Annotated in this window: 21 protein-coding genes and 2 tRNA genes; 10 read left to right on the top strand and 13 right to left on the bottom strand. The window is 71.7% G+C overall.

Annotation, left to right across the window (positions count from 1 at the left end):
- Positions 1-99 precede the first annotated feature (99 nt).
- From ACZ6ZN_RS16280 to ACZ6ZN_RS16265, 4 genes are all read left to right on the top strand, one after another.
- Complete coding sequence (locus ACZ6ZN_RS16280; protein WP_398106636.1) at positions 100-822, top strand: M50 family metallopeptidase; 723 nt, start codon at positions 100-102, stop codon at positions 820-822.
- Positions 823-1,088: 266 nt separating this feature from the next.
- A complete protein-coding gene (aroA, locus tag ACZ6ZN_RS16275) occupies positions 1,089-2,405 on the top strand; it encodes a 3-phosphoshikimate 1-carboxyvinyltransferase (protein WP_469646663.1) in 1,317 nt (438 codons plus the stop codon).
- Between the two features lie 17 nt (positions 2,406-2,422).
- Entirely contained in the window at positions 2,423-3,433 is a 1,011-nt protein-coding gene (rsgA, locus tag ACZ6ZN_RS16270; RefSeq protein ID WP_398106638.1) for a ribosome small subunit-dependent GTPase A, read from the top strand.
- 128 nt (positions 3,434-3,561) lie between these two features.
- Positions 3,562-3,885, top strand: a complete 324-nt coding sequence (locus tag ACZ6ZN_RS16265; RefSeq protein WP_451876126.1) for a DMT family transporter — start codon at positions 3,562-3,564, stop codon at positions 3,883-3,885.
- Between the two features lie 40 nt (positions 3,886-3,925).
- On the opposite strand, the gene ACZ6ZN_RS16260 is transcribed toward ACZ6ZN_RS16265, so the two are convergent.
- Entirely contained in the window at positions 3,926-4,531 is a 606-nt protein-coding gene (locus ACZ6ZN_RS16260; RefSeq protein WP_451876125.1) for a TetR/AcrR family transcriptional regulator, read from the bottom strand.
- Between the two features lie 287 nt (positions 4,532-4,818).
- Here ACZ6ZN_RS16260 and hisN point away from each other — a divergent pair, with 287 nt between their 5' ends.
- Positions 4,819-5,619: a histidinol-phosphatase gene (gene hisN, locus ACZ6ZN_RS16255; RefSeq protein WP_398106640.1), complete on the top strand. Its 801-nt coding sequence runs from the start codon at positions 4,819-4,821 to the stop codon at positions 5,617-5,619.
- Positions 5,620-5,747: 128 nt separating this feature from the next.
- The gene (locus ACZ6ZN_RS16250) at positions 5,748-6,140 is read left to right on the top strand and encodes a CBS domain-containing protein (RefSeq protein ID WP_369193792.1); all 393 of its coding nucleotides are present in this window, start codon (positions 5,748-5,750) and stop codon (positions 6,138-6,140) included.
- 72 nt (positions 6,141-6,212) lie between these two features.
- Here ACZ6ZN_RS16250 and ACZ6ZN_RS16245 read toward each other — a convergent pair whose 3' ends face one another.
- A complete protein-coding gene (locus ACZ6ZN_RS16245) occupies positions 6,213-7,664 on the bottom strand; it encodes a catalase (protein ID WP_451876124.1) in 1,452 nt (483 codons plus the stop codon).
- Positions 7,665-7,809: 145 nt separating this feature from the next.
- On the opposite strand from ACZ6ZN_RS16245, the gene ACZ6ZN_RS16240 reads away from it, so the two are divergent.
- A complete protein-coding gene (locus ACZ6ZN_RS16240; RefSeq protein WP_369193794.1) occupies positions 7,810-8,226 on the top strand; it encodes a Fur family transcriptional regulator in 417 nt (138 codons plus the stop codon).
- 129 nt (positions 8,227-8,355) lie between these two features.
- Here ACZ6ZN_RS16240 and ACZ6ZN_RS16235 read toward each other — a convergent pair.
- The 4 genes from ACZ6ZN_RS16235 to ACZ6ZN_RS16220 form a co-directional block, all read right to left on the bottom strand.
- A tRNA-Met gene (locus ACZ6ZN_RS16235) sits at positions 8,356-8,429 on the bottom strand.
- A 276-nt stretch (positions 8,430-8,705) separates the two neighbouring features.
- A complete protein-coding gene (locus ACZ6ZN_RS16230) occupies positions 8,706-10,529 on the bottom strand; it encodes a tetratricopeptide repeat protein (RefSeq protein WP_398106642.1) in 1,824 nt (607 codons plus the stop codon).
- Between the two features lie 234 nt (positions 10,530-10,763).
- Positions 10,764-10,837: transfer RNA gene (locus ACZ6ZN_RS16225), tRNA-Met, on the bottom strand.
- Positions 10,838-10,895: 58 nt separating this feature from the next.
- The gene (locus ACZ6ZN_RS16220; protein WP_451876203.1) at positions 10,896-13,823 is read right to left on the bottom strand and encodes a UPF0182 family membrane protein; all 2,928 of its coding nucleotides are present in this window, start codon (positions 13,821-13,823) and stop codon (positions 10,896-10,898) included.
- Positions 13,824-13,985: 162 nt separating this feature from the next.
- On the opposite strand from ACZ6ZN_RS16220, the gene ACZ6ZN_RS16215 reads away from it, so the two are divergent.
- The gene (locus tag ACZ6ZN_RS16215; protein WP_469646658.1) at positions 13,986-14,528 is read left to right on the top strand and encodes a PPA1309 family protein; all 543 of its coding nucleotides are present in this window, start codon (positions 13,986-13,988) and stop codon (positions 14,526-14,528) included.
- A 134-nt stretch (positions 14,529-14,662) separates the two neighbouring features.
- Here the strand turns inward: ACZ6ZN_RS16215 and ACZ6ZN_RS16210 are convergent, their stop codons facing one another.
- The 4 genes from ACZ6ZN_RS16210 to ACZ6ZN_RS16195 all read right to left on the bottom strand — a co-directional run bounded on the left by ACZ6ZN_RS16210 (position 14,663) and on the right by ACZ6ZN_RS16195 (position 17,887).
- Complete coding sequence (locus tag ACZ6ZN_RS16210) at positions 14,663-15,754, bottom strand: YlbL family protein (protein WP_469646657.1); 1,092 nt, start codon at positions 15,752-15,754, stop codon at positions 14,663-14,665.
- A gap of 105 nt (positions 15,755-15,859) precedes the next feature.
- Positions 15,860-16,021 (bottom strand): hypothetical protein, encoded by a 162-nt coding sequence (locus tag ACZ6ZN_RS16205; protein ID WP_376328773.1) that lies wholly within the window; start codon positions 16,019-16,021, stop codon positions 15,860-15,862.
- A gap of 115 nt (positions 16,022-16,136) precedes the next feature.
- Entirely contained in the window at positions 16,137-16,598 is a 462-nt protein-coding gene (locus tag ACZ6ZN_RS16200) for a molybdenum cofactor biosynthesis protein MoaE (RefSeq protein ID WP_398106645.1), read from the bottom strand.
- A 167-nt stretch (positions 16,599-16,765) separates the two neighbouring features.
- Positions 16,766-17,887: an SDR family oxidoreductase gene (locus ACZ6ZN_RS16195; RefSeq protein WP_451876121.1), complete on the bottom strand. Its 1,122-nt coding sequence runs from the start codon at positions 17,885-17,887 to the stop codon at positions 16,766-16,768.
- 192 nt (positions 17,888-18,079) lie between these two features.
- Here ACZ6ZN_RS16195 and ACZ6ZN_RS16190 point away from each other — a divergent pair, with 192 nt between their 5' ends.
- Positions 18,080-19,570: a zinc-dependent metalloprotease gene (locus tag ACZ6ZN_RS16190; RefSeq protein WP_451876120.1), complete on the top strand. Its 1,491-nt coding sequence runs from the start codon at positions 18,080-18,082 to the stop codon at positions 19,568-19,570.
- Complete coding sequence (locus ACZ6ZN_RS16185) at positions 19,567-20,094, top strand: NUDIX hydrolase (RefSeq protein WP_469646652.1); 528 nt, start codon at positions 19,567-19,569, stop codon at positions 20,092-20,094. The genes ACZ6ZN_RS16190 and ACZ6ZN_RS16185 overlap by 4 nt, the downstream gene beginning before the upstream one ends.
- Positions 20,095-20,287: 193 nt before the next feature.
- Here the strand turns inward: ACZ6ZN_RS16185 and ACZ6ZN_RS16180 are convergent, their stop codons facing one another.
- The 3 genes from ACZ6ZN_RS16180 to ACZ6ZN_RS16170 are packed head-to-tail and all read right to left on the bottom strand — an operon-like array spanning position 20,288 to position 23,485.
- Positions 20,288-21,043 carry an AIM24 family protein gene (locus tag ACZ6ZN_RS16180; RefSeq protein WP_398106649.1) on the bottom strand — a complete coding sequence of 252 codons (756 nt, stop codon included), beginning with the start codon at positions 21,041-21,043 and terminating at the stop codon, positions 20,288-20,290.
- Between the two features lie 16 nt (positions 21,044-21,059).
- The gene (locus ACZ6ZN_RS16175; RefSeq protein WP_333936841.1) at positions 21,060-21,740 is read right to left on the bottom strand and encodes an AIM24 family protein; all 681 of its coding nucleotides are present in this window, start codon (positions 21,738-21,740) and stop codon (positions 21,060-21,062) included.
- Between the two features lie 11 nt (positions 21,741-21,751).
- Positions 21,752-23,485 carry a TerD family protein gene (locus ACZ6ZN_RS16170; protein WP_469646649.1) on the bottom strand — a complete coding sequence of 578 codons (1,734 nt, stop codon included), beginning with the start codon at positions 23,483-23,485 and terminating at the stop codon, positions 21,752-21,754.
- Between the last annotated feature and the right edge of the window lie 129 nt (positions 23,486-23,614).

The raw sequence follows: 23,614 nt of genomic DNA, 5'->3' as shown, positions 1-23,614 counted from the left end.
GGCCGGAACGGTCGCCGCCTCCAGGGCGTCTTTGGGTACCGTCCGCGCAGACGTGCCACACTGCCAGACCCGCGCGACCCGGAGGAGCCCCCCGCCGACATGGACCACATAGCATCCGCCTCGCTCGCCTCCCTCTGGGACGAGGTCGCCGGCACCCAGCCCGAACCCGACCTGTGGGTGGTGATCGCGACCCTGGCCGCGGCGCTCGCCGTGGTCGTCCCGCACGGCCTGTGGCGCGTCGCCCGCAACGCCATCACCATCGCCCACGAGGGCGGTCACGGGCTCGTGGCCCTGCTCACCGGCCGTACGCTGACCGGCATCCGGCTGCACTCGGACACCAGCGGCCTGACGGTCAGCCGGGGCAAGCCGCACGGCATCGGCATGATCCTCACGGCCGCCGCCGGTTACACGGCCCCGCCCCTGCTGGGTCTCGGCGGCGCCGCCCTGCTGGGCGCCGGCCGCATCACGCTCCTGCTGTGGCTGGCGACGGCCCTGCTGCTCGCGATGCTCGTGATGATCCGCAACGCCTACGGCGCCCTGACCATGCTCGTCACCGGCGGGCTGTTCGTGGTGGTGTCGTGGCTGGCCGGACCGCAGGTGCAGGCGGCGTTCGCGTACGCGGTGGTGTGGTTCCTGCTGGTCGGCGGGGTGCGGCCGGCCTTCGAACTCCAGGCCAAGCGGTCGCGGGGCGGGGCCGGGGACTCCGACGCGGACCAGCTGTCCCGGCTGACGCACGTACCGGCGGGGATGTGGTTCTTCCTGTTCCACGCGGTGTCGCTGTGCTCACTGCTCGGCGGCGGCCGCTGGCTGCTCGGTCTGTGACACACCCCGGGCGCACGTCGGCCCGGTTCACGTGCCGACGGGGGCGCGGGGGCGGGCCCGCGTGCCGAGCGGGGTGCGGGGGCGGGTCCGCGTGCCGACCGGGGTGCGGGGGCCGTCCGAGGTGCCGTCCCGCTCCGCAGGGCGGAGCCCGAGATGCCGACCGGCCTCACGGAGGCGGGTCTTAGGTGCCGCCCCGCTCCGCCGTGCGGGCGCTGTCGGCCCGACGGCGCGGCGTCCGTGGCACGGCCTGCCGATAAAGTGAGGGCATGGCCCCGAACACCGCAGAAGCCGCCCTCTGGCCCGCCCCGCACGCGAGCGGAGCCGTCGACGCGACGGTCCACGTGCCGGGGTCCAAGTCCGTCACCAACCGTGCCCTGGTCCTGGCGGCCCTCGCCTCCGAGCCGGGCTGGCTGCGCCGCCCGCTGCGCTCCCGCGACACGCTGCTGATGGCCGGCGCACTGCGCGCGCTGGGCGTCGAGATCGAGGAGGGCGTGGGCCCCGACGGCACGGGCGAGGCCTGGCGCGTGCTGCCGACGGGTCTGCGCGGCCCGGCCACGGTGGACGTCGGCAACGCCGGCACGGTGATGCGGTTCCTGCCGCCGGTCGCCGCGCTGGCCGACGGCCCCGTCCGCTTCGACGGCGACCCCCGCTCCTACGAGCGCCCCCTGCACGGTGTGATCGACGCCCTGCGCGCGCTGGGTGCCCGGATCGACGACGACGGCCGGGGCGCCCTGCCGATGACGGTGCACGGCGGCGGCGCCCTGGACGGCGGCCCGGTGTCGATCGACGCGTCCTCCTCGTCGCAGTTCGTCAGCGCCCTGCTGCTGTCCGGGCCGCGCTTCAACCAGGGCGTCGAGGTCCGCCACACGGGCGACACGCTGCCCTCCCTGCCGCACATCCGCATGACCGTCGACATGCTGCGCGCGGTCGGCGCCCAGGTCGACACGCCCGAGTCCGGCGGTGAGCCGAACGTCTGGCGGGTGACGCCGGGCGCCCTGCTCGGCCGCGACCTGGTGATCGAGCCGGACCTGTCCAACGCCCAGCCGTTCCTGGCGGCGGCCCTGGTCACCGGCGGCAAGGTCGTCGTCCCGGACTGGCCGGCCCGCACCACCCAGCCCGGTGACAAGCTGCGCGAGATCTTCACCGAGATGGGCGGCTCCTGCGAACTGACCGAGTACGGGCTGGTGTTCACCGGCTCCGGAGCCATCCACGGCATCGACGTGGACCTGGGCGAGGTCGGGGAGCTGACCCCGGGCATCGCGGCCGTCGCCGCCCTCGCCGACTCCCCGTCGACCCTGCGCGGCGTGGCCCACCTGCGCCTGCACGAGACGGACCGGCTGGCCGCGCTCACCAAGGAGATCAACGAACTCGGCGGTGACGTCACCGAGACGGCCGACGGCCTGCACATCCGCCCGCGCCGGCTGCACGGCGGCATCTTCCACACCTACGACGACCACCGCATGGCCACGGCCGGCGCGATCATCGGCCTCGCGGTCGAGGGCGTGCAGATCGAGAACGTGGCCACGACGGCGAAGACCCTGCCGGACTTCCCCGGCCTGTGGACCGGGATGCTCGGGGCGTAGGACGCGGGGAACAGGTCATGCGCCGCTACGGCAAGCACACCGACGAGGACGACATCCGCACGCGCCCGGGCCGCCGCAACACCCGGCCCCGGACGAACATCCGCCCCAAGCACGAGGACGCCGCCGAGGGCCTGGTGCTGACCGTCGACCGGGGGCGCCTGACGTGCCTGGTCGAGGACCGCGTGGTCCTGGCGATGAAGGCACGCGAACTGGGCCGCAAGGCCGCGGTCGTGGGAGACCGGGTGGCCCTGGTGGGCGACCTGTCCGGGAAGAAGGACACGCTCGCGCGGATCGTGCGCATCGCGGAGCGCACCTCGGTCCTGCGCCGCACGGCCGACGACGACGATCCGTTCGAGCGGGTGGTCGTGGCCAACGCCGACCAGCTGGCGGTCGTCACCGCCCTGGCCGACCCCGAGCCCCGCCCCCGGCTCATCGACCGCTGCCTGGTCGCGGCCTACGACGGCGGCCTCGAACCGCTGCTGGTCCTCACCAAGTCCGACCTCGCCCCGCCCGAGAAGCTGCTGGAGCTGTACGGCGACCTCGACATCCCCTACGTGGTCACCAGCCGCGCGGAGCTGGACAGCGGGGTGGCCGTGGCCCGGGTGCGCGAGCAACTCGACGGCAGGATCACCGCTTTCGTCGGCCACTCCGGGGTCGGCAAGACGACGTTGGTCAACGCGCTGGTGCCGGAGGAGCGACGCCGGTCGACCGGGCACGTGAACGCGGTGACGGGACGCGGCCGGCACACCACCACGTCGGCGCTGGCGCTGCCGCTGTCCGGCGGCGACGGCTGGGTGATCGACACCCCCGGAGTGCGGTCCTTCGGGCTCAACCACGTCGACCCGTCCCGGGTCATCCACGCCTTCCCCGACCTGGAGCCGGGCACCGAGGGCTGTCCGCGCGCGTGCAGCCACGACGAACCGGACTGCGCGCTGGACGCCTGGGTGGCCGAGGGGCACGCCGATCCGGCCCGGCTGTACTCGCTGCGGCGGCTGCTGGCCACCCGGGAGCGAACCGAAGGGGACTGACCTCCGCGTTGTTTGTCCTGGCCCGCGGACGGCAAGTGCATAATCGCACCGAGCCGGATGCAAGCCTGACCAAACTCGACGGACCCGGACGTAGCGGTCACCGGACGTGGGAAACGGGAGGACACCTCATGGCGTGGCTGCTGGTCATCGTGGCAGGGCTGCTGGAGACCGGCTTCGCCGTGTGCCTGAAGCTCTCCCACGGGTTCACCCGGCTCTGGCCGACGATCGCGTTCTGCACCTTCGCCCTCGGCAGTTTCGGCTTGCTGACGCTGGCGTTGAAGAGGCTCGACGTGGGCCCCGCGTACGCGGTGTGGACCGGCATCGGCGCGGCGGGCACCGCGATCTACGGCATGGTCTTCCTGGGCGACCTGGTGTCGACGCTGAAGATCGTGTCGATCAGTTTCGTCATCATCGGGGTGATCGGGCTCCAGTTGTCGGGGTCGGCGCACTGACGGGACGTCAACTACCGTGAGCGGGGCGGCCGCCGCGGGGTCAGCCGGGTTGCCGGTGCAGGGCGCCGCGGACGAGGTCGGCGACGCCGCCGTCGGCAGGTGGCGCGGCCACGCAGGACAGGGCGAGCCGGAGGGCGAGTTCGCAGGTGCGGGCCAGCTCCCCGGTCTCGGAGCGGGGCGTGCCCGGAGGGGCCAGGGCCGTGACGGCCCGGTCGCGGACCAGGGCGACGAAGTCCGCCGGTGAGGGCAGGGGGCCGTCGGCACGCCGTTGGGCCGGCACGGCGGAGCCGGACGGTACGGCGGTCAGGACCGGCGAGGGCAGGCGTTCGCTCCAGCAGCCGGTGAGCATGGCGCGGACCAGGGCGTTGTCACGGGCGGCCGCGGCCGTCCACTCGGCGGTGGCGGTGATGCGCTCCCGGGGGTCGGTGTGCGCGGCGAGCGCCCGGTCGACGCCCGCCAGGTATCCGTCGGCCTCCCTGCGCACCAGGGCCCGGGCCAGGCCGTCCTTGCTGCCGAACTCGTTGTACAGCGTCTGCCGGGACACTCCCGCCGCCGCGGCCACGTCCACCATGCGCACGGTGGACCAGGGCCGGCGCGCCAGCGCCGTGTAGGCGGCGTCCAGTAGAGATTCCCGCGCTGCAGGCATCTTCGCCTCCCCTTGGGGCGAGCGGCTCTGCGCCCAGGTTTGACGCGCACGCGACCACTGTCAAGGGTTCTCGAAGGCGCGCGAGGGCGCGTTCCGGCCGCTGCACGCGGGGCGTTCGCCCGGCGCAGCCGCGGCCGTGCACCACCGGCCGCAACCCGGCGGGAACCACAGCTCGTGGCACCGGTCCACCGCGCCCGCCGGGCACCGCAGGCGCGTCACACGACCGCTCCCCCACCCTCACGATCCCCCGGTGGCCCCACCCCCACCTCGGCCGATAGGTTCGTCGCATGCCCGACTACCTCGACGACCTGCGTCTCGCACACGTCCTCGCCGACGCCGCCGACGCCGCGACGACGGACCGTTTCAAGGCCCTCGACCTCAAGGTCGAGACGAAACCGGACATGACCCCGGTCAGTGAGGCGGACAAGGCCGCGGAGGAGCTCATCCGCGGCCAGCTCCAGCGCGCCCGGCCCAGGGACGCGATCCTCGGCGAGGAGTACGGAGTCGAGGGAACCGGCCCGCGCCGCTGGGTGATCGACCCGATCGACGGCACGAAGAACTACGTGCGGGGCGTGCCCGTGTGGGCCACGCTCATCTCCCTGATGGAAGCCGGCGAGGGCGGGTTCCAGCCCGTCGTGGGTGTGGTCTCCGCCCCGGCTCTGGGACGCCGCTGGTGGGCGGCGAAGGGCCACGGCGCGTTCACCGGCCGCAGCCTCACCAAGGCGTCCCGGCTGCAGGTCTCGCGCGTTGCGCAGCTCTCCGACGCGTCGTTCGCGTACTCCTCGCTCAGCGGCTGGGAGGAGCAGGGCCGTCTCGACGGTTTCCTCGACCTGACCCGCGCGGTCTGGCGCACGCGGGCGTACGGCGACTTCTGGCCGTACATGATGGTCGCGGAGGGCGCGGTCGACATGTGCGCCGAACCGGAGCTGTCCCTGTGGGACATGGCCGCGACGGCGATCATCGTCACGGAGGCCGGGGGCACCTTCACCGGGCTGGACTCCCGCCCGGGCCCGCACAGCGGCAACGCGGCCGCGTCGAACGGCCTGCTCCACGACGAACTGCTGGGGTATCTCAACCAGCGCTACTGAGCGCCCTGTTGTTACGAGCGCCCTCTTGTTTGACCGTCCCTTTGCCTGCCACTCTGAGAGCCCCCCGGCTTGTGAACTTGTGAAATCATGAACAAGCTGTGGGACACTCCCAGGAGGTGGCTCCTTTCATGCTCGTCCGTGACGCCATGAGCACCGTTGTCCTCACCATCGGACCGACCCACACCCTGCGTCAGGCCGCCGCGCTGATGTCGGCACGCCGGGTCGGCGCGGCCGTCGTCCACGACCCGGACGCCGGCGGCATCGGCATCCTCACCGAACGCGACATCCTCAACTCCGTGGGCCTGGGCCAGGACCCGGACACGGAACACGCCCACGCCCACACCACCACCGACGTCGTGTTCGCCGCTCCTGCCTGGACCCTGGAGGAGGCGGCGGGCGCCATGACCCACGGCGGATTCCGGCACCTGATCGTGCTGGACGGCGGCGAACCCGCCGGCATCGTCTCGGTCCGCGACATCATCCGCTGCTGGGCGCCGGCGCGGCAGCGCGTTCCCGCCTAGACACACGGACGGGCCGGGCTCCTCACAAGGAGCCCGGCCCGTCCCCTACCGCAAGCGGTCCAGTGCTGGAGTTCAGCCGCGCAGGGCCTGGACCGCGGCCTCCAGCCGCTTGCCGTAGTCTCCGTCGGCCCGACGGAAGTTGTCGATCGCCCGCTCGACGATGTCGTCGCGCGAGACCTTGGCGATGAAGCCCGCCAGGTTGGCGATCAGGCGCTCCTTCTCGTCCTCCGACATGAGCCGGTAGAGGTTGCCCGCCTGCACGAAGTCGTCGTCCTCGGCATGCACGGGCGCCTCGTGGTTGCCGGTGGCGCCGCCCACGGCGACGGCCGACCACAGCGGACGGTCCGTCTGGAACGGCCCGCCGAAGCTGTTCGGCTCGTAGTTCTTCGCGCCCCCGTGGCGGCCGTCGTAGAGGTGGCCGTCCCGGGAGTGGGTGCGCGCCACGGTGGCGTGCGGGCGGTTCACCGGCAGGTGGTCGGCGTTGATGCCGACGCGGTAGCGGTGGGCGTCGCCGTACGCGAACAGACGGCCCTGGAGCATCTTGTCCGGGGAGGGACCGATGCCCGGCACGAAGTGGGCGGGGCTGAAGACCGACTGCTCGACTTCGGCGAAGATGTTCTCCGGGTTGCGGTTGAGCTCCAGCCTGCCGATCTCTACGACCGGGTAGTCCGCGTGCGGCCACACCTTGGTCAGGTCGAACGGGTTGAACCGGTACGTCGCCGCCTCGGCCACCGGCATGATCTGCACGCCGACGGTCCAGCTCGGGTACTCGCCCCGCTCGATGGCCTCGCGCAGGTCGCGCTGGTGGGAGTCGGGGTCCTCACCGGCGAGCCGCGCGGCTTCCGCGCTGGTCAGGTTCTTGATGCCCTGGTCGGTCTTGAAGTGGTACTTCACCCAGAAGGCCTCGCCGGCCGCGTTGTTCCACTGGAAGGTGTGCGAGCCGAAGCCGTCCATGTGGCGGTAGGAGGCCGGGATGCCCCGGTCACCGAACAGCCAGGTCACCTGGTGCGTGGACTCGGGCGACAGGCTCCAGAAGTCCCAGACGTTGTCCGCCTCGGTCGAGCCGGTGTACGGGTCGCGCTTCTGGGTGTGGATGAAGTCCGGGAACTTGATGGCGTCCTTGATGAAGAACACCGGGGTGTTGTTGCCGACGAGGTCGTAGTTGCCCTCCTCGGTGTAGAACTTCAGCGCGAAACCCCGCGGATCGCGCACCGCGTCCGCCGCGCCCAGGTTGCCGGCCACGGTCGAGAAGCGCAGGAAGACCTCGGTCTGCTTGCCGACCTCGCCGAGGAACGCGGCGCGCGTGTAGGGCGTGACGTCGGCCGTCACCGTGAAGGTGCCGTACGCGCCGGCGCCGCGGGCGTGCACCACGCGCTCCGGGATGCGCTCCCGGTTGAAGTGGGCCAGCTTCTCCAGCAGGAGCTGGTCCTGGACGAGCACGGGGCCGCCGACGCCCGCGGTCTCGCTGTTCTGGTTGTCGGCGACCGGAGCCCCGGCCTCCGTCGTAAGCGGTCCCTGCGTCACGTGCGCCTCCTGCAGCAATCCTGGTCAATCCTGTCCCTTGGCCAAAGCCGTTCTCGATCCTACAATAGACATTGTCTAAAGCAAGTGAGACTCCAATCTCACACCTGTTCGGAACCTGGTTCCCTTAGCTGTTAGGCTGGTGGCCATGAGTGACCTTCTGGAACGCCTGCGCGGACGCGGATGGCGGATGACCGCGCAGCGGCGCGTCGTGGCCGAGGTCCTCGACGGCGAACACGTCCACCTGACGGCCGACGAGGTCCATGCCCGGGCCGTCGCCAAGCTGCCGGAGATCTCCCGGGCGACCGTCTACAACACCCTCGGTGAGCTCGTGACCCTCGGCGAGGTGCTGGAGGTCTCCACCGACCAGCGCGCCAAGCGGTACGACCCGAACGCCCACCGGCCGCATCACCACCTGGTCTGCGCCCAGTGCGGCGCGATCCGCGACGTCCACCCGGTCGGCAACCCGATGGCTGACCTGCCCGACTCGGAGCGCTTCGGTTTCACCGTCTCCGACGTCGAGGTGACGTACCGCGGCGTCTGCCCGAACTGCGCGGCGGCCTGACCCCTCCGCACGAAAGCCCCGGCACCGATGGGTGCCGGGGCTTTTCCGTGCCGTGCCCGCAGGACGCCTGTGGATCACGACAACGACCGAGGGCCGGAACCCTTTCGGATTCCGGCCCTCGGCCATCAGTAGCGGGGACAGGATTTGAACCTGCGACCTCTGGGTTATGAGCCCAGCGAGCTACCGAGCTGCTCCACCCCGCGGCGATGAATGCAACGTTACGTCAGTGACGAGGGCAGATGCAAATCCCTTCCTCTCGGGTGGCGCGTCAGGGGCCCGAGGCCCCCCGCTTCGAGGTGAGCGAACCTCTCCCGACGCCTACGGCTCGGCGGAGGGCCGTTCCCTCACTCGCCCTCGGCGACACGCGGCCCGCCCGGCCAGTGGGCCCGGGGCCCGGGGCCCGGCGGCGAGTCAGCGTGCCACCGCCGCCGGCACCCCGGCACCGGGGATCGCCCGGGCCACCCCGCGGCCCGGCCGTCCTACGCCGACAGTTCCTGCCGCAGCGCGTCCCGCAGGCGCGCCGCCCGTTCGGCCACGGACTCGGGGCCGAGCGCCACCGCGCGGTCGGCCCAGCGCTGCCCTTCCGCGAGTTCTCCACGACGCGCGTAGACCAGGGCGAGCCGCAGCGCCGCCCGTCCGTGACCGGCGTCGGCCGCACGCTGCCACCAGACCGCGGCCTCGGGCTCACTGCCCTCCCGCGCCAGCAGCAGCCCGAGGTTGAACGCCCCGTTGCGGGAGCCCGCCTCGGCCGCCTCGCGGTACCACCGGGCCGCCTCGACGACATCGCCCCGCGCCGCCGCGTGCATGCCCACCCGGACCTGCGCCCGCCGGTGCCCCTGGGAGGCCGCCCGCTCGTACCACTCCTCGCACTCGCTGCGCCGGTGCACCGGCTCGCCGAGCTCGTGCGCCGGCTCCGGCGGCCGTCGCGCGTCCAGCACGGTCGCCAGCCGGTACGCCGCCTCGGCGCTGCCGCCCCCGGCCGCACAGCGCAGGTGCCGCTCGGCCTCCTGCTCGTCGCCGGCCCGCAGCCGCGCCATGCCGACTTGGAGCGCCGCCTCGGTGTGCCCGGCGGCGGCAGCCCGCTCGTACCAGCCCAGCGCGGCCTCGTCCTCGCCCCGCCCCGCGTGCAGGATGCCGAGGTTGAACGCGGCGTCCACGCTCCCGGCCTCCGCGGCCTTGGAGAACCACGGCTCCGCACCCGTCTCGTCGCCGCCCTGCAGCAGCAGGATCGCCAGCGCGTTCGCGGCCTCGCGGTGCCCGGCGTAGGCGGCGCGCCGGTACCACTGCTCGGCCTGCGGGGTCCGGCCCTGCTCGGCACAGAGCAGCCCCAGGTTGTAGGCGCCGTTCACGTCACCCGCGTCCATCGCGGCCCGGTACCACCGCTCGGCCGTCTGTGTCTCGCCCCGCTCGGCGTGCAGCGCGCCCAGCGCGTTGGCCGCGTTGCCGTCGCCGTCCTGGGCGGCGCGCAGCCACCACACGGCGGCGTTCTCGGTGTCGCCCGCGTCACGCAGCAGGAACCCGAGCGCGCAGGCGGCCCGGGCCTCGCCGTCCTTGGCGGACGTCAGGTACCAGCGTCCGGCCTCCTTGAGCTCACCGCGCCGCTCCAGGATCGTCCCGAGGTGCAGCGCCGCCCTGCGGTGGCCGCGCGCGGCGGCCTGCCGGTACCACTGCTCGGCCTCGGCGGCCCCGTGGACACCGTTGTCACCGTCGCTCTCCCCTGTCGCCCCGCGGTCCAGTGCCCGCGCCAGCCGGTAGGCCGCCTCCCGGTGGCCGCGTTCGGCCGCGACCCGCATCCACCGCTCGGCCCCGGCGTCACCGCGGTGCTCCAGCAGATCGGCGAGGGCGTACGCGCCCAGCGTGTGGCCCTGTTCGGCGGACTGGCGCAGCCAGTACTCGGCGGCGGGCTCGTCCCCGCGCTCGCGGTGGTGCCGGCCGAGGGCGTGCGCGGCCGCCGCGGATCCGGCGACGGCGGCGATGCGCCACCATCCGGCGGCCTCGTCGGCGTATCCGCGCTGGTGGAGGAGGACTCCCAGGTTGTTGGCCGCGGCCCGGTCGCCCGCGGCGGTGGCGGCACGCAGATGGGGTTCGGCACCGTCGAGATCACCACGGCGCAGCAGCATGGCCCCGAGGACACTCATCGCCTCGACATCGCCGGCCTCCGCGGCGAGCCGCTGACGCAGCTCTTCGGCCGCCTCGTCGGCGATCTCCCCGGTCTCGTCCGGGGTCTCGGTGTCCTCCCGGCTGGAAGGCTGCACAAAACGCCCTGTCTCGAACAGAGTTGCCTTGTCCCCCATAACGTCCATCGTCGCACCACCTGCAACCTGGGTACACCTGGTATACCGCAGCCAGTGAGGTCACTACAGCGTTTTGTCGACATGCCCACAGAGAGACAAGTCAAACACAGATTGCCCAACTCCCCCCGGCGGCGCGGCCACACCTCCCGTCAGCACATGCGTTCACACATCACGAAGGCCCGGATTCCTTTGTGGAATCCGGGCCTTCGTTGCCGCTGTGTCACTCGGACATCGCGACTGCAGTAGCGGGGACAGGATTTGAACCTGCGACCTCTGGGTTATGAGCCCAGCGAGCTACCGAGCTGCTCCACCCCGCGCCGTTGTGTTCACCACCGTATCACGGCGCGGAGTGGGCCATTCGTCCAGGCCGGAGCGCTAGCTGCTCGGCTTCGGGCTCGGGCTGCCGCTGGGCTTGCTCTCGCCGCCCCCGGCGCCCCGGCCCGCCTCGGCCTGCGCGTCCTCGGCCCTCTTCAGGGCGTCCTCGAGGTCCTTCTGCGCCCGGCCGTAGGCCTCCCAGTCGTTGTCCTTCAGGGCCTCCTGGCCTTCGTCGAACGCCTTCTGGGCGTCCTCCAGGGCCTGCTGGACCGTCGGGTTCTTCGACGACGGCGGTGGCGGTGACGTGTCGTTGTCACCCTCGTCCGGCGGTTCGGGAGTCGCGCCGTCCGCTCCGAAGACCTTGTTGAGGGCCTCGTCGAGGGTGTTCTCGAAGGCGGTCTGGCCTCCGTAGGTCACCAGGACCTTGCGCAGCAGCGGGTACTTCAGTCCACCACCGCGTACGTAGACCGGCTCCACGTAGAGCAGTCCCCCGTCGAGCGGGACGGTCAGCAGGTTGCCGTACTCGACTTCGGAGTCGCCGCCTCTCAGGAGCCTGATCGACTCGGCGATGTCCTCTTGGGAGTTGAACTGGCTCTGGACCTGCTTGGGGCCGTTCACCGTGGTGTTGGTCGGCAGTTTCAGGATTCTGATCTTGCCGTAGTCACTGGTGCCGGCCTCGGCGTCGACCGCCATGAACGCACTCAGGTTGTCCCGGCCGTTGGGCGTGAAGGTCGTCGTCAGCGAGAACGCCTGCGCCTTCTGGTCGGGCATCTTCATGCTCAGGTAGTACGGCGGCACCGCGCTGCCCGACCGGTTCGTCGGGTCGTCCGGCACCTGCCACACCTCGCTGCCGCTGAGGAACGTCGTGGCGTCCTTCACGTGGTAGCGGGTGAGCAGCTCACGCTGGACCTTGAACAGGTCCTGCGGGTAGCGCAGGTGGTCCATCAGCTGCGGGGAGATGTCGCTCTTGGGCTCGACCGTGTCCGGGAAGGCCTTCATCCAGGTCTTCAGGACGGGGTCCTGGGTGTCCCACTGGTAGAGCTTCACCTTGCCGCTGTAGGCGTCGACGGTCGCCTTCACCGAGTTGCGGATGTAGTTGACCTGGTTCTGCTGGGCCACCACCGCGCGGTTGTCGTTGGTGGCGGTCAGCGAGTCGGCCGTGGTGTCGCCGAGCGTCGTGCGCGAGGAGTACGGGTAGCCGTTCGTCGTCGTGTACGCGTCGACGATCCACTGGATGCGGCCGTTGACCACCGCCGGGTAGGCGTCGCCGTCGATGGTCAGCCAGGGGGCGACCGCCTCGACGCGCTCCTTGGGCGTGCGGTTGTACAGGACGCGCGAACCGTCGCCGATGGCACCGGAGTACAGGATCTGCGGCTCGCCGAACGCCACCGCGTACGCGGCCCGGTTGACCGGGTTGGAGAGGTTGACCCCGCTGTCGCCCTTGTAGCTGGTGGTCTTCTCGCCGTTGTCGTCGGAGTAGTCGATCTCCTTCTGGGGACCGCCGACGATCGAGTACGTGGTCGTCTTCTCGCCGTAGTAGACCCGCTGCTCGTACGTGCCGAGGTCGCCCTTGGACGGCAGGTCGGACTCCGTGAAGTTCGGCCGGCCCTGGGCGTCCGCGCTGGTGCCCTCGGCGGCGACCACTCCGTAGCCGTGGGTGTAGCGGAAGTGGTTGTTGATCCAGTTCTTCTTCGGGATGCCCGCGAGGTTGATCTCACGCAGGCCGAGGACCGTGTCCTGGTCCTTGCCGTTCTTCGGGTAGCGGTCGACGTCCAGGTTGGTCGGGAACGCGTAGTAGTTCCTGATCTGCTGGAGCTGCTGGAAGGTCGGCGAGACGATGTTCGGGTCCATGATGCGGATGCTCGCCGTGGAGCCGACGTCGTCGCGGAGCGTGGACTTGTCCTCGGTCTTGCTGGTGCCCGAGTAGTCGGTGACCTTCGTGCCGTCGATGCCGTAGGCCTTGCGCGTCGCTTCGAGGTTCTTCTCGACGTACGGCGCTTCCTTGGCCTGCTCGTTCGGCTGGACCTGGAACTTCTGCACGATCGCCGGGTAGAGGCCGCCGATGAGGATGGCGGACAGGACCATCAGGCCGAAGCCGATGACGGGCAGCTGCCAGGTGCGCCGCCACAGCGTCGCGAAGAACAGCAGCGCGCAGATCACGGCGATGCAGAACAGGATCGTCTTGGCCGGCAGGTAGGCGTTGGCGTCGACGTACCTGAGGCCGGTCCAGTTGTCGGTCGCCCGGAAGTCACTGGACTTCACCGCGAGCCCGTAGCGGTCGAGCCAGTAGGCGACCGCCTTCAGGGCCACGAAGATGCCGAGCAGCACCGACAGATGACCGGTGGCGGCGGCCGTGGCGCGGGCGCCGGGGCTGGTGACGCGCAGCCCGCCGTACAGGTAGTGGGTGAGCGCGGCGGCGATCACGGACAGGATCGCGGCGGCGAAGCCGAAGCCGAGCAGGAACCTGTACCAGGGCAGGTCGAAGGCGTAGAAGGAGACGTCCAGCTTGAACTGGGGGTCCTTCTGGCCGAAGGGCACGCCGTTGACCCACATGAGCCAGGTGCGCCACTGGCCGGACGCGGAGGCGCCGGCGATCAGGCCCACCAGGGCGGTGATCCCGAGCAGCAGCCACTTCTTGTAGGGCGCGATGCCCATGCGGTAGCGGTCGAGGTTCTGCTGCTCCATCGACATCGCGCTCAGCGGCGGCCGCAGGCGGTGGGCCAGCCAGATGTTGACGCCGACGGCGAGGGCCATCAGCAGTCCGAAGACGAAGAAGAGCCCGATCTTGGTCCACAGGGTGGTGGTGAAGACCGACGAGTAGTTCACCGACCGGTACCACAGCCAGTCCGTCCAGAACCCCGCGAACATGGTGAACGCCATGCCGAGAACGGCCAGGACGCCCAGCGTCATGAGCAGGGTCCGGACACGCCGGGACGGGCGGCCCACTCTCATCCGCGGCCCTGTCGGGCCTCCGCCGCGGTCCGGCATCTGGAAAGCCAAGGTGCGCACCTCGAAGTCGCTGTCGATTCGTCGGGCCCGCGTCTTCACGGACCGTCAGCGGCCCCCGTGATCGTGGGCCCCCACCTATGCAACTTACTCACCGTTTACTCGGTTCCCGATTTCGGCCAGGAACGAGAGAGGATTGTGACCATGTCCAACACTCCCATGGCTGCGAACCCGCTCACCCGGGCCGTTCTCGAGATCGACGAGTACGTCTCCGGCCTCGGCTGGGACCAGCCGGCCCGCCTTTTCGCCCTCGTCGACACCGCCCGGCTCAAGGCCGACCAGCCCTCGCTGGCGGATCGGCTCGGTCTCGGTGACGAGCCGGAGAGCGCCGGCCTCACCCCGATCGAGCAGGACGAAGTACCGACGGGCAAGCCCCTCGACGAGTTCCTCGCCACCATCGCCTGGCCCGACGCGGTGGCCGGCTGCGCCCTCACCGTGGAGCGGCTGATGCTGCCGCCGTCCGCGGAGGCACAGGTCCCCAAGGACCTCGACGAGACCGCGCTGACCAAGTGGGTGGCGGAGCACCCGGACCGCCAGGAGGTCCGCATGACCGTCGCGGTCCTGCGCGACGGCACCCGCGACTCGGCGCTGCGTCTGCGGGAGAAGGACTCCCTCACCGAGGTGCTGACCGGGTCCGACCTGGTGCCGGGCCTGGCGGAGGCCCTGACGGCGACCTTCGAGGAGTAGGCCCGCCGCGCCCGGCCGGGGCGCGGGCGCAGTGCTGCGCGCGCCCCGGCCCCGCGCATGCGCCCCGCCCGGTCCACCGGGGGTGCGCCCCGGTCCACGGGGGTGCCCCCCGGTCCACGGAGGCGCGCGCCGGGCTACTTGCCGCAGGTCGGCAGGTCCGCGGCGTCGCCGCTGCGCAGGTCCTCGAGCGCGCCGAGGGCGTCCTTGATGGTGTCCACCTTGATCAGGGTGAGGCCCTCGGGGGTGTCCTTGGCGGCGGCCGCGCAGTTGTCGGCCGGCGTCAGGAAGTACCGGGCGCCCTTGCTCCGCGCGCCGACCGTCTTCATCTCGATGCCGCCGATCGGTCCGACCTTGCCCTGGTCGTCGATCGTGCCGGTGCCCGCGACGAACCTGCCGCCGGTGAGGCTGCCGGGCGTGAGCTTGTCGTAGATGCCGAGCGCGAACATCAACCCCGCGCTGGGGCCGCCGACGTCGGCCAGCTTGATGTCGACGGTGAACGGGAACGTGTGGTCGGTGCCCGCGGAGATGCCGACGATGGCGCGCTTCTCGCCGGTGTCGTCGGACGTGGCCGTCGTGATGGTGACGTTCTCCGTCCGAGTCGGCGTCCGCTTCTCCTTCTCCGCGGCGGCCTGCTCCTTGGCCGGCACGATCGTGAACCGCACCTCCTGGCCGGGCTTGTGCTTCGTGACCAGCTTGGCCACGTCCGCCGGCTCCTTGACCGCCGTGCCGTCGACGGCCTTGATCACGTCGCCGGCGTGCAGCCTGCCCTCGGCCGGGGAACCCTTGACGACCGTTGAGACGATCACCCAGGACTTCACCGGGACGTCCAGTTCCTTCAGCGCCGCGACCTTGGCGCTCTCCTGGGACTGGCTGAACTCCTCGGCGTTCTCCTGTGTGGACTGCTCCTCGGTCTTGCCGTCCGGGTAGAGCGTGTCGTGCGGCACGACCTTGTTGTCGTGCGCGAGCCAGCCGTAGACCGCCTCGACCAGGTTCATGCGGTAGTCCGCGCTGGTGACCCGGACCGTCGTCATGTTCAGGTGGCCGCTGGTCGCGTAGGTCTTCCGCCCCGAGATGTGCAGCACCGGCTCACCGTCGTGATCGCCCAGCGTGTTCACCGTCGGCCCCGGCGACATCTCCGCGTACGGCACGGGGATGAAGACTCCCGCGCACAGGAGCGCGATCAGCATCAGGGTGGAGGCGAGCATCGTCGCGGTGCGGCGTGGCATGACTCGACAGTACGGGACGGTTCTGTCAGCGCACCGTCAGGGCCGCCCGTCCGGGGCGGCCCTGAGGCGTCAAACGCTTGTGACCTGCTGCTTTCCGGCTCCGAGCTAGCGCACCGGGGGCTTCTCCATGGCCTCTCGGAAGCGGGCGTACCCGACGAGTTCCGGGCCGTCGTTGCGGACCTTGCGGGTCCGGTTGGCCCAACTTCCCCACAGACCGGCGCCGATCGCAGCCACAAGCGGAATCAGCAACCAGGCGAGCGCCGCCATGCCGACCTCCAACCCCATCGAGCTCCGCGAACTGACTGATCAGCAGATTAACCATCCGCAGTGACAACGCTCACGCCAGGGGTGCGGTTACGCAACCGGAAATCGACTCCGGGGATCAGCAGGCGCCGACCCACTCCTCGGTGCCGTCCGAGAACCTCTGGTGCTTCCAGATGGGCACCTCGTGCTTGAGGTCGTCGATCAGCTTCCGGCACGCCTCGAAGGCCTCGCCGCGGTGCGGGCAGGAGACGGCGACGACCACGGCGAGGTCACCGACCGCCAGGTCACCGACCCGGTGCACGGCGGCCAGCGCCCGGACCGGGTACTCGGCCGCGACCTTCTCGGCGATCCGCCGCATCTCGGCCTCGGCGCTGGGGTGGCACGAGTAGCCCAGCTCCTCGACGTCGGCGCCGCCGTCGTGATTGCGCACCGTCCCCACGAAGAGCGCGGTGCCTCCCGCGGCGTCGTCCCCGACGGCCCGGAACACCTCGTCCAGGGAGAGGGCCGTCTCACGGATGCCGATCAGCCGGATCGGGTCCTGCGCGGCCTGCTCACCGGGGTGCTCGCTCGTGGGTGCCATGCCCCCATCGTGCCGCACCGCACCGACAGCACGGAATAGAGCTATCGACCGGCACGCGCGCGTACCCGTTTGGAGCCTCCTACAGGGGCGCCCCCGGCCCCCGTGCTGCGCAGGAGGACGGCGGCACGGCGGTCGGGTGCCCGTGCTGCCACGCGCGAAGACGGGCGCTAGATGCGCCGCCGGGCCTTGCGCGCCCGGCGCACCACCGCCGCCGCGCCCAGCAGCGCCACCGTCGCGCCGGCGGCACCCGCGGCCGTCGCGTCCTTGCGGCCCAGCCGGCGGCCCGCCACCGTGTGCCGGCCGGAGACCTCCTCCAGGAGTTCCGCCAGCACCTCCTCGTTCGTGTACCGCGGCCGCCAGCCGGCGTCGTGCAGCCGGCTGCCGCTCACCACCCAGGGGTACATCGTGTAGGCCAGGTCACCCGCAGGGGACGGGGTGAGCCCGATGCGGTGCAGCCGCGCCGCCGCCCCCAGCGCGACGGCGGAGGGCAGCTCCATCCGCCGGATGCCGCTGAGCTCCTCCACCTCCTCCTGCTCCAGCCATCCGTCGCAGCCGACGGCGAGCTCCCCGTCGACCTTCTCCAGGACGGCGTACTCCAGCGCGCTGCACAGGTCCTCGACGTGGCAGAACTGCCAGGCGGGCCGTGAACCGGCGACGACGAGCAGCCGGGGCGACTCGAAGTACCGGGTCAGGGCCGTGTCGGTGCCGCCGACCAGGACAGCCGGCCGCACCACGGTGACGTTGAGCCCGGGGTGTGCACGGGGTGCCCGGCGCGCCAGGCGCTCGACCTCCAGCAGATCGCCGACCCCGGTCGCCTCGGCCGTGGCCCGCAGCTCCGCGTCCTCCGACAGGGGCAGCTCGTTGTCCGGCAGTGCCCCGTAGACCATCGCCGAGGTGCACAGCACGACCCGGTGGACCCCGGCCGCCGCGGCGGCCGTCAGGACGGTCTGCGTCCCCCGTACGTTGTAGGCCGTCCGGGCGGCCGCGTCGGTCTCCAGGTCGAGGTCCAGCGCCAGGTGGACGACCACGTCGGCTCCGCGCAGCTTGTCCGCGATGGCCGGGTCCCGGACGTCGAGGATGTGCCACTGCGCGGCGGCGCACTCGCCGCGCCGCTCGTCGATGGCCACGACCTGCTTGATCTCGTCGGACGCCGCGAGCCGCTCCGTGAGCAGGGCTCCTACGCCGTAGGCGGCACCGGTGACCGCGACGACGGGTCCGCGCGCCGCGGGGCTCGCGGAACTGGTTGACTGGTTTCGCGCTGCGCGAACCTGCGGATCTGGGGAACTCACCGGGCGTCTCCAGCGGTTGTCTTCAGTACGAGCACGTGCCACGCGTGCGTACCAGGTGGCATCCATCCTGCCGCAGGCCGTCAGTCGGCGAAGCACCGAGGCCCGATCCGCCCCGGGTGTCTACGCTGGGTGGTGTTGTCGGGCAGCCGTGCCGCCGGAAAGAACCGGCGGCCCTACCAGCCGAGGAATCCCGTGAGTGACACCCCATTCGGATTCGGCCTTCCGCCGGAGGAGCCGGACGACGGCGACGAGGGCAAGAAGAAGGACCAGCAGAGCGGTGGTGGTCAGGGACCGGCCAACCCGTTCGGATTCGGCGGTCTGCCCGGAGCCGGAGGCTTCGGCGGAGGCCCCGGTGGCCCCGGCGGCCCCGGTGCGGACAATCCGTTCGCAGCCATGTTCGGGTCGCTGAACCCCACCGACCTGGGCGCCGCGTTCCAGCAGCTGGGCCAGATGCTCTCCTACGAGGGCGGCCCGGTGAACTGGGACATGGCCAAGCAGATCGCCCGCCAGACGGTGTCGCAGGGCTCCCCTGACGGCACCAAGGACGCGAGCGTCGGCCCCGCCGAGCGTCGTGCCGTCGAGGAGGCCGTCCGCCTGGCCGACCTGTGGCTGGACGACGCCACCTCCCTGCCCTCCGGCGCCGCCTCGGCGGTGGCCTGGAGCCGCGCGGAGTGGGTCGAGGCGACGCTGCCCGCCTGGAAGGAGCTGGTCGATCCGGTCGCCGAGCGCGTCGGCACCGCCATGGGCGACGTCCTGCCGGAGGAGATGCAGGCCATGGCCGGCCCGCTGATCGGCATGATGCGCTCGATGGGCGGCGCCATGTTCGGCACGCAGATCGGTCAGGCCGTCGGCGTGCTCGCCGGCGAGGTCGTCGGCTCGTCCGACATCGGCCTGCCGCTCGGCCCGGCCCGCAAGGCCGCCCTGCTGCCGGTGAACATCGAGACGTTCGGCAAGGACCTGAGCGTCCCCCAGGAGGAGGTGCGGCTCTACCTCGCCCTGCGCGAGGCCGCCCACCAGCGCCTCTTCGCGCACGTGCCGTGGCTGCGCTCGCACCTGTTCGGCGCGGTCGACGGCTACGCGCGCGGCATCAAGGTCGACACGGCCAAGCTCGAGGACGTGGTCGGCCAGTTCGACCCGCAGAACCCCGAGCAGCTGCAGGAGGCCCTTCAGCAGGGCATGTTCCAGCCCGAGGACACGCCCGAGCAGAAGGCCGCCCTGGCCCGGCTGGAGACCGCTCTGGCGCTCGTGGAGGGCTGGGTGGACGCGGTGGTCCACGCCGCGGCGAAGCCCCGCCTGTCGTCCGCCGACGCCCTGCGGGAGACGCTGCGCCGCCGCCGCGCCTCGGGCGGGCCGGCCGAGCAGACGTTCGCCACGCTGATCGGCCTGGAGCTGCGTCCGCGCCGTCTGCGGGACGCCTCCCGCCTGTGGGCCTCGCTCACGGACGCGCGCGGGGTCGACGGCCGGGACGCCCTGTGGCACCACCCGGACATGCTGCCGACGGCGACCGACCTGGACGACCCGGACGGCTTCGTGCACCGCGAGCACCTCGACTTCTCCGAGCTGGACAAGATGCTCGGCGAGGCGGCGGACAAGCCGGACCTCAAGAAGCCCGGCACCGGCGACGCCGGCGACGCCGACGGCGACGGCGGCAAGGACGAGCGCAAGGGCGACGACGCCGGGTGAGTCTGTACGACGACGCGGTCCTCGTCCTGAAGGGGTACGAGGACCAGACGGAGCTGCGCGAGGCCTACCTCACCCATCTGGCGGAACACCCGGACGGTCTGTGGAAGGCCTGCCACGCCGGCCACCTCACGGCGAGCGGTCTGGTCGTCGACCCGCAGCGCGGCCGGGTGCTGCTGACCCTGCACAGGAAGCTGCAGAGGTGGCTGCAGATGGGCGGCCACTGCGAGCCCGGGGACACCTCGCTCGCGGCCGCGGCCCTGCGCGAGGCGACGGAGGAGTCCGGCGTTGCGGGGCTCACCCTGCTGCCCGGCGGCCCGGTGCACCTGGACCGGCACCCGATCCCGGCCCCGTGCCACTGGCACTTCGACGTCCAGTACGGCGTCCTGGCGCCCCCGGACGCCGCGCACGCCGTCAGCGACGAGTCCCTCGACGTGCGCTGGTTCGGCTACGACGAGGTCGCGGACGTGGCCGACGAGTCGGTCGTCCGGCTCCTGGCGGCCACGCGCGCGAGGCTCGCCGCCTGACCGCGGCCTGTCAGGGGCGACGCCACTGCGACCGCCCCTGACAGCTCCCGGTCACCCGGGACGCGCCGCCCCCGGGGGCGGGGAACCGCGCGACCGGACCCCGCGCGACCGGACCCCGACCGGACCCGAAGGCCTGCTGCCACGGCTCGACGGCGGGTTCCCGCACCGGGGAGCGGCCGGACCCGAGGAGCGCTCAGCTCCAGACGTTGCCCTGGTTCTGCCCCCGGGCCCCCTGCTGGCCCATCCCGTACTGCGCGGCGAGGCCCGAACCGATCTGGGCGTTCTGCGGCGGCAGCAGTTCACTCGGCTGGACCAACGCGAAGCCGGAACCCATGAAGCTGAGCTCCCAGCCCTCACCGGTGTTCCCGCGCCGCCGCCACACGCCGGAGGAGTGCGTCTGTGCCTGCATCTGCACGCGCAGGCTCGTCGACCAGGCGACGATCGCGTCGGCGTCGCAGTTGACGTACTTGTCGGGCGTCACCTGCATCAGCAGCGGCATGCCGGAGGTCATCAGGGCGACCTTGCCCCGGCCGCTGATGTTGAGCTGGTACTTCCCGGAGCCGGCGATGCCGTAGAGGCTGTCGACGGCGATGACCTCGTGGTGCAGCGAGGAGTCCATCGCCAGCACGTAACTGCTGTCGACGGTCAGGCCCTCCTGGTCCACCTCCATGACGTGGACGTGCTGCTTGAGGTTGGCCAGGTAGACCGTGCCCTGCCCGTGGCAGCGCATCAGGTCCAGGCCCTCCCCGGTCTGGGCACGCGCGCGTGACTGCTGGTTCGTCTGGAACTCGGCGTCGAACTCGACGAGGCCCTGGTAGGCGACCATGGTCCCCTTGCGGGCCAGCACGTCGTCGTGGCCCTCCAGGCTGACGCGCAGCATCTGCTTGTTCTGCAGGCTCCAGCGTTCCTGGGTCTGCTGGTCGTTGTAGGCGAAAATCGGGCTCTGCATGGTGTGTTGCTCCCCCTCAGCCCCGGAACCGGAGGCGGTCGGTGCTGTCCTCGCTGGGCTGGACGACGACGATGCCCTGACCGGAGAAGGCCATCTGGTAGGCCTCGCCGCTGCCGCGGCCGATCAGCGACTGCGCGCGGAAGCTGCGCTTGCCCTTCACCTTGAGGTTCGGGGACCAGGCCACGAGCGCGTCGGGGTCGACGTAGGTCTCGTCCTCGCCGCCTCCGCAGTCGACGACGATGGGCTTGCCCCGGGAGGTCAGCGCGACCCAGCCCTGTCCGGAGATCCGGGTGTTCCACAGGCCCTGGCCGGCGAACTTCGCCAGGCCCTTGACCCGCTCGACGCCCCAGTTCAGGTGGGCGTCGAAGGCCAGCAGGTTGGTGGCGTTGACCGAGATGCCGTCGCCGTTGAGGTTGATGACGACGACGTTCGCCCCGTAGTCGGCCAGGTAGAGCAGGCCGTCGCCGGAGCACTTCATCAGGGGCGCGCCCTCGCCGGTGAGCCAGTCCTTGGCGATCTGGCGCACGGCCGGCGGGTTGGGCTCGTACTGGACGAACCCTTCGTAGGCGACCATCGACCCCACGCGCGCGAGGAGATCGTTGCCCGTCTGCATGGCGACCTTCAGCATGTGGTTGCCGTGGTTCTCCATGCGGGCGGTGACGGGTGCGGGGGCGTAGCCCGCGAGCGGCTGGTTCATCGGGCTCTCCCTCAGATCTCGTACGGCTGGACGACGATGAAGTTGCCGGGGGCACCCCGGAACTGGAGGTTGATGCTCTCGCCGGTGTCGCCCGGGTAGGCGTTGCGGCGCATCCGCACCTGGCTGGAGACGATCACCTGCGCGGCGGACGACCAGGCGACCACGGCGTTGCAGTCGGCGAACGTCGTGGGCGTGACGGGGAGCACCACGGGCGTGCCGTGCGTCTTGACGACGACCGTGCCGGTGCCCGTGAACTGCATCGTGAACAACGCGCCGCCGGGGATGCCGTGGCCCTCGATGCGGCGGACCTCGTACTGCAGGCTCTCGTCGAAGGCCAGGACGTTCTCGGCGGAGACGCAGATGCCGTCGCCCTGGAGCTCGATGGGGTGCAGCATCGTCGAGTTCTCGGCGAGGAACACCTGCCCCTGGCCGGTGCAGCGCATCAGCTGCATCTCCTGGCCGGTGGCGTTGCCGACGATCCGGCCGGAGAAGCCGGCCCCCTTGTAACTGAAGTCGACCTTGCCCTGGTAGAGCACCATGCTGCCCTGGCGGGCCAGGACGGGCTGGCCGCCGACGCCGAGGTCGACGCGGACCAGCTTCTTGTTCTGCTGGGTCCAGCGCTGGCCGGTGGGCGTCTCCTTGAACTGCTGCAACGCGGCGGCCACACCGGGTCCCTGTCCGGCACCGGCCTGCGGGGCGGCCTGCTGCGGGACGCCGTGGGGCGCCTGTCCGTACGGCTGCTGCCCGTAGCCCGGGGGTGGGGTGGGCTGGCCGTAGCCGGGGGGCGGTGCGGGGGCGTGCGGGGCCGCGGGCTGGCCGTAGCCGGGAGGCGGCGGGGGCGTGTGGCCCGGCGGCTGGCCGTACGGCGCCGGCTGCTGGCCGGGCTGCCCGTACGGCGCAGGCTGCTGGCCGGGCTGTCCGTAGGGAGGCGGTGCCGCGGTCGGCGGGGGCACCGGGGAGCCGCCCGGCGGGGTGTGCAGGGGCGCGACGATGGTGGGGGCGGCGTGAACCTGGGGCGCGGGCGCGGGTGCCGGGGGCGGAGTGGCGCCCGGCGGGGGCGCGAAGCCCTGCGCGGCGGGCTGCGGCGCGGGAGCGGGGGGCGCGGCGGGGGCGGGCGCGGAGGCCGGCGGGGTGCCCGGGGCCGCGAACGCGGGCGGGGCGAAGCCGGGGGCGGCGCCGGTCTGGGGCTGCTGCGGGGCGGGGGCCGGGGTCTCCTCCTCGGCCACCTCGCCGCCGAAGTTCTTCAGCAGCGCCTCCAGCCCGCCGTCGAAGCCCTGGCCGACGGCGGCGAACCGCCACACGTCCTTGAGGTAGAAGTCACCGAGCATCACGGCCCGCTCGGTGGAGAACTCCGAGCCGCTGAAGGAGTAGCGGGCCACCTCCTCACCGCCCGCGACGATCCGGATGTACCCGGAGGTGATCTGCGACATCTGTCCGGCGCCGTCGATCGTCGCCGTGAAGGACAGCTTGTGGATCTGCGGCGGGATCCGGTCGAGCGTCACCCGGAAGGACTCCGTGTCGCCCGCCTGGGCGCCCAGGAGCTGGACGGCCTCCTCGGGGGACTTCGGCTGGTTGAAGAAGACGAAGTACCGGTCGTCGGAGAGCCGTTCGTCGGCGTCGAGGCCGAAGCAGCTGATGTCGAAACCCAGACCGGGGCCGGAGATCTGCACACCTACGTACAGATCCGTGCCCGCGGTGAGGTCACTGATCCTGGCCTTGTGGCCGCGTTGGAATTCCCTGGCCATGCGTAACGACCGTCCCCCATCCAGAACGTGAGTGCGTCGCGTCAGGCTAACGGCAAACACGGACACCGGTAGATGTCGGTACAGACCCGGTACAGAACGCGTGCCCGGCCGTATCCGCTGCTCGCTCCG

The sequence above is a fragment of the Streptomyces sp. NPDC053665 genome (assembly GCF_055585285.1).
Note: the sequence above shows the minus strand (reverse complement) of the source record. Positions and strands in the feature narration are given on the sequence as shown.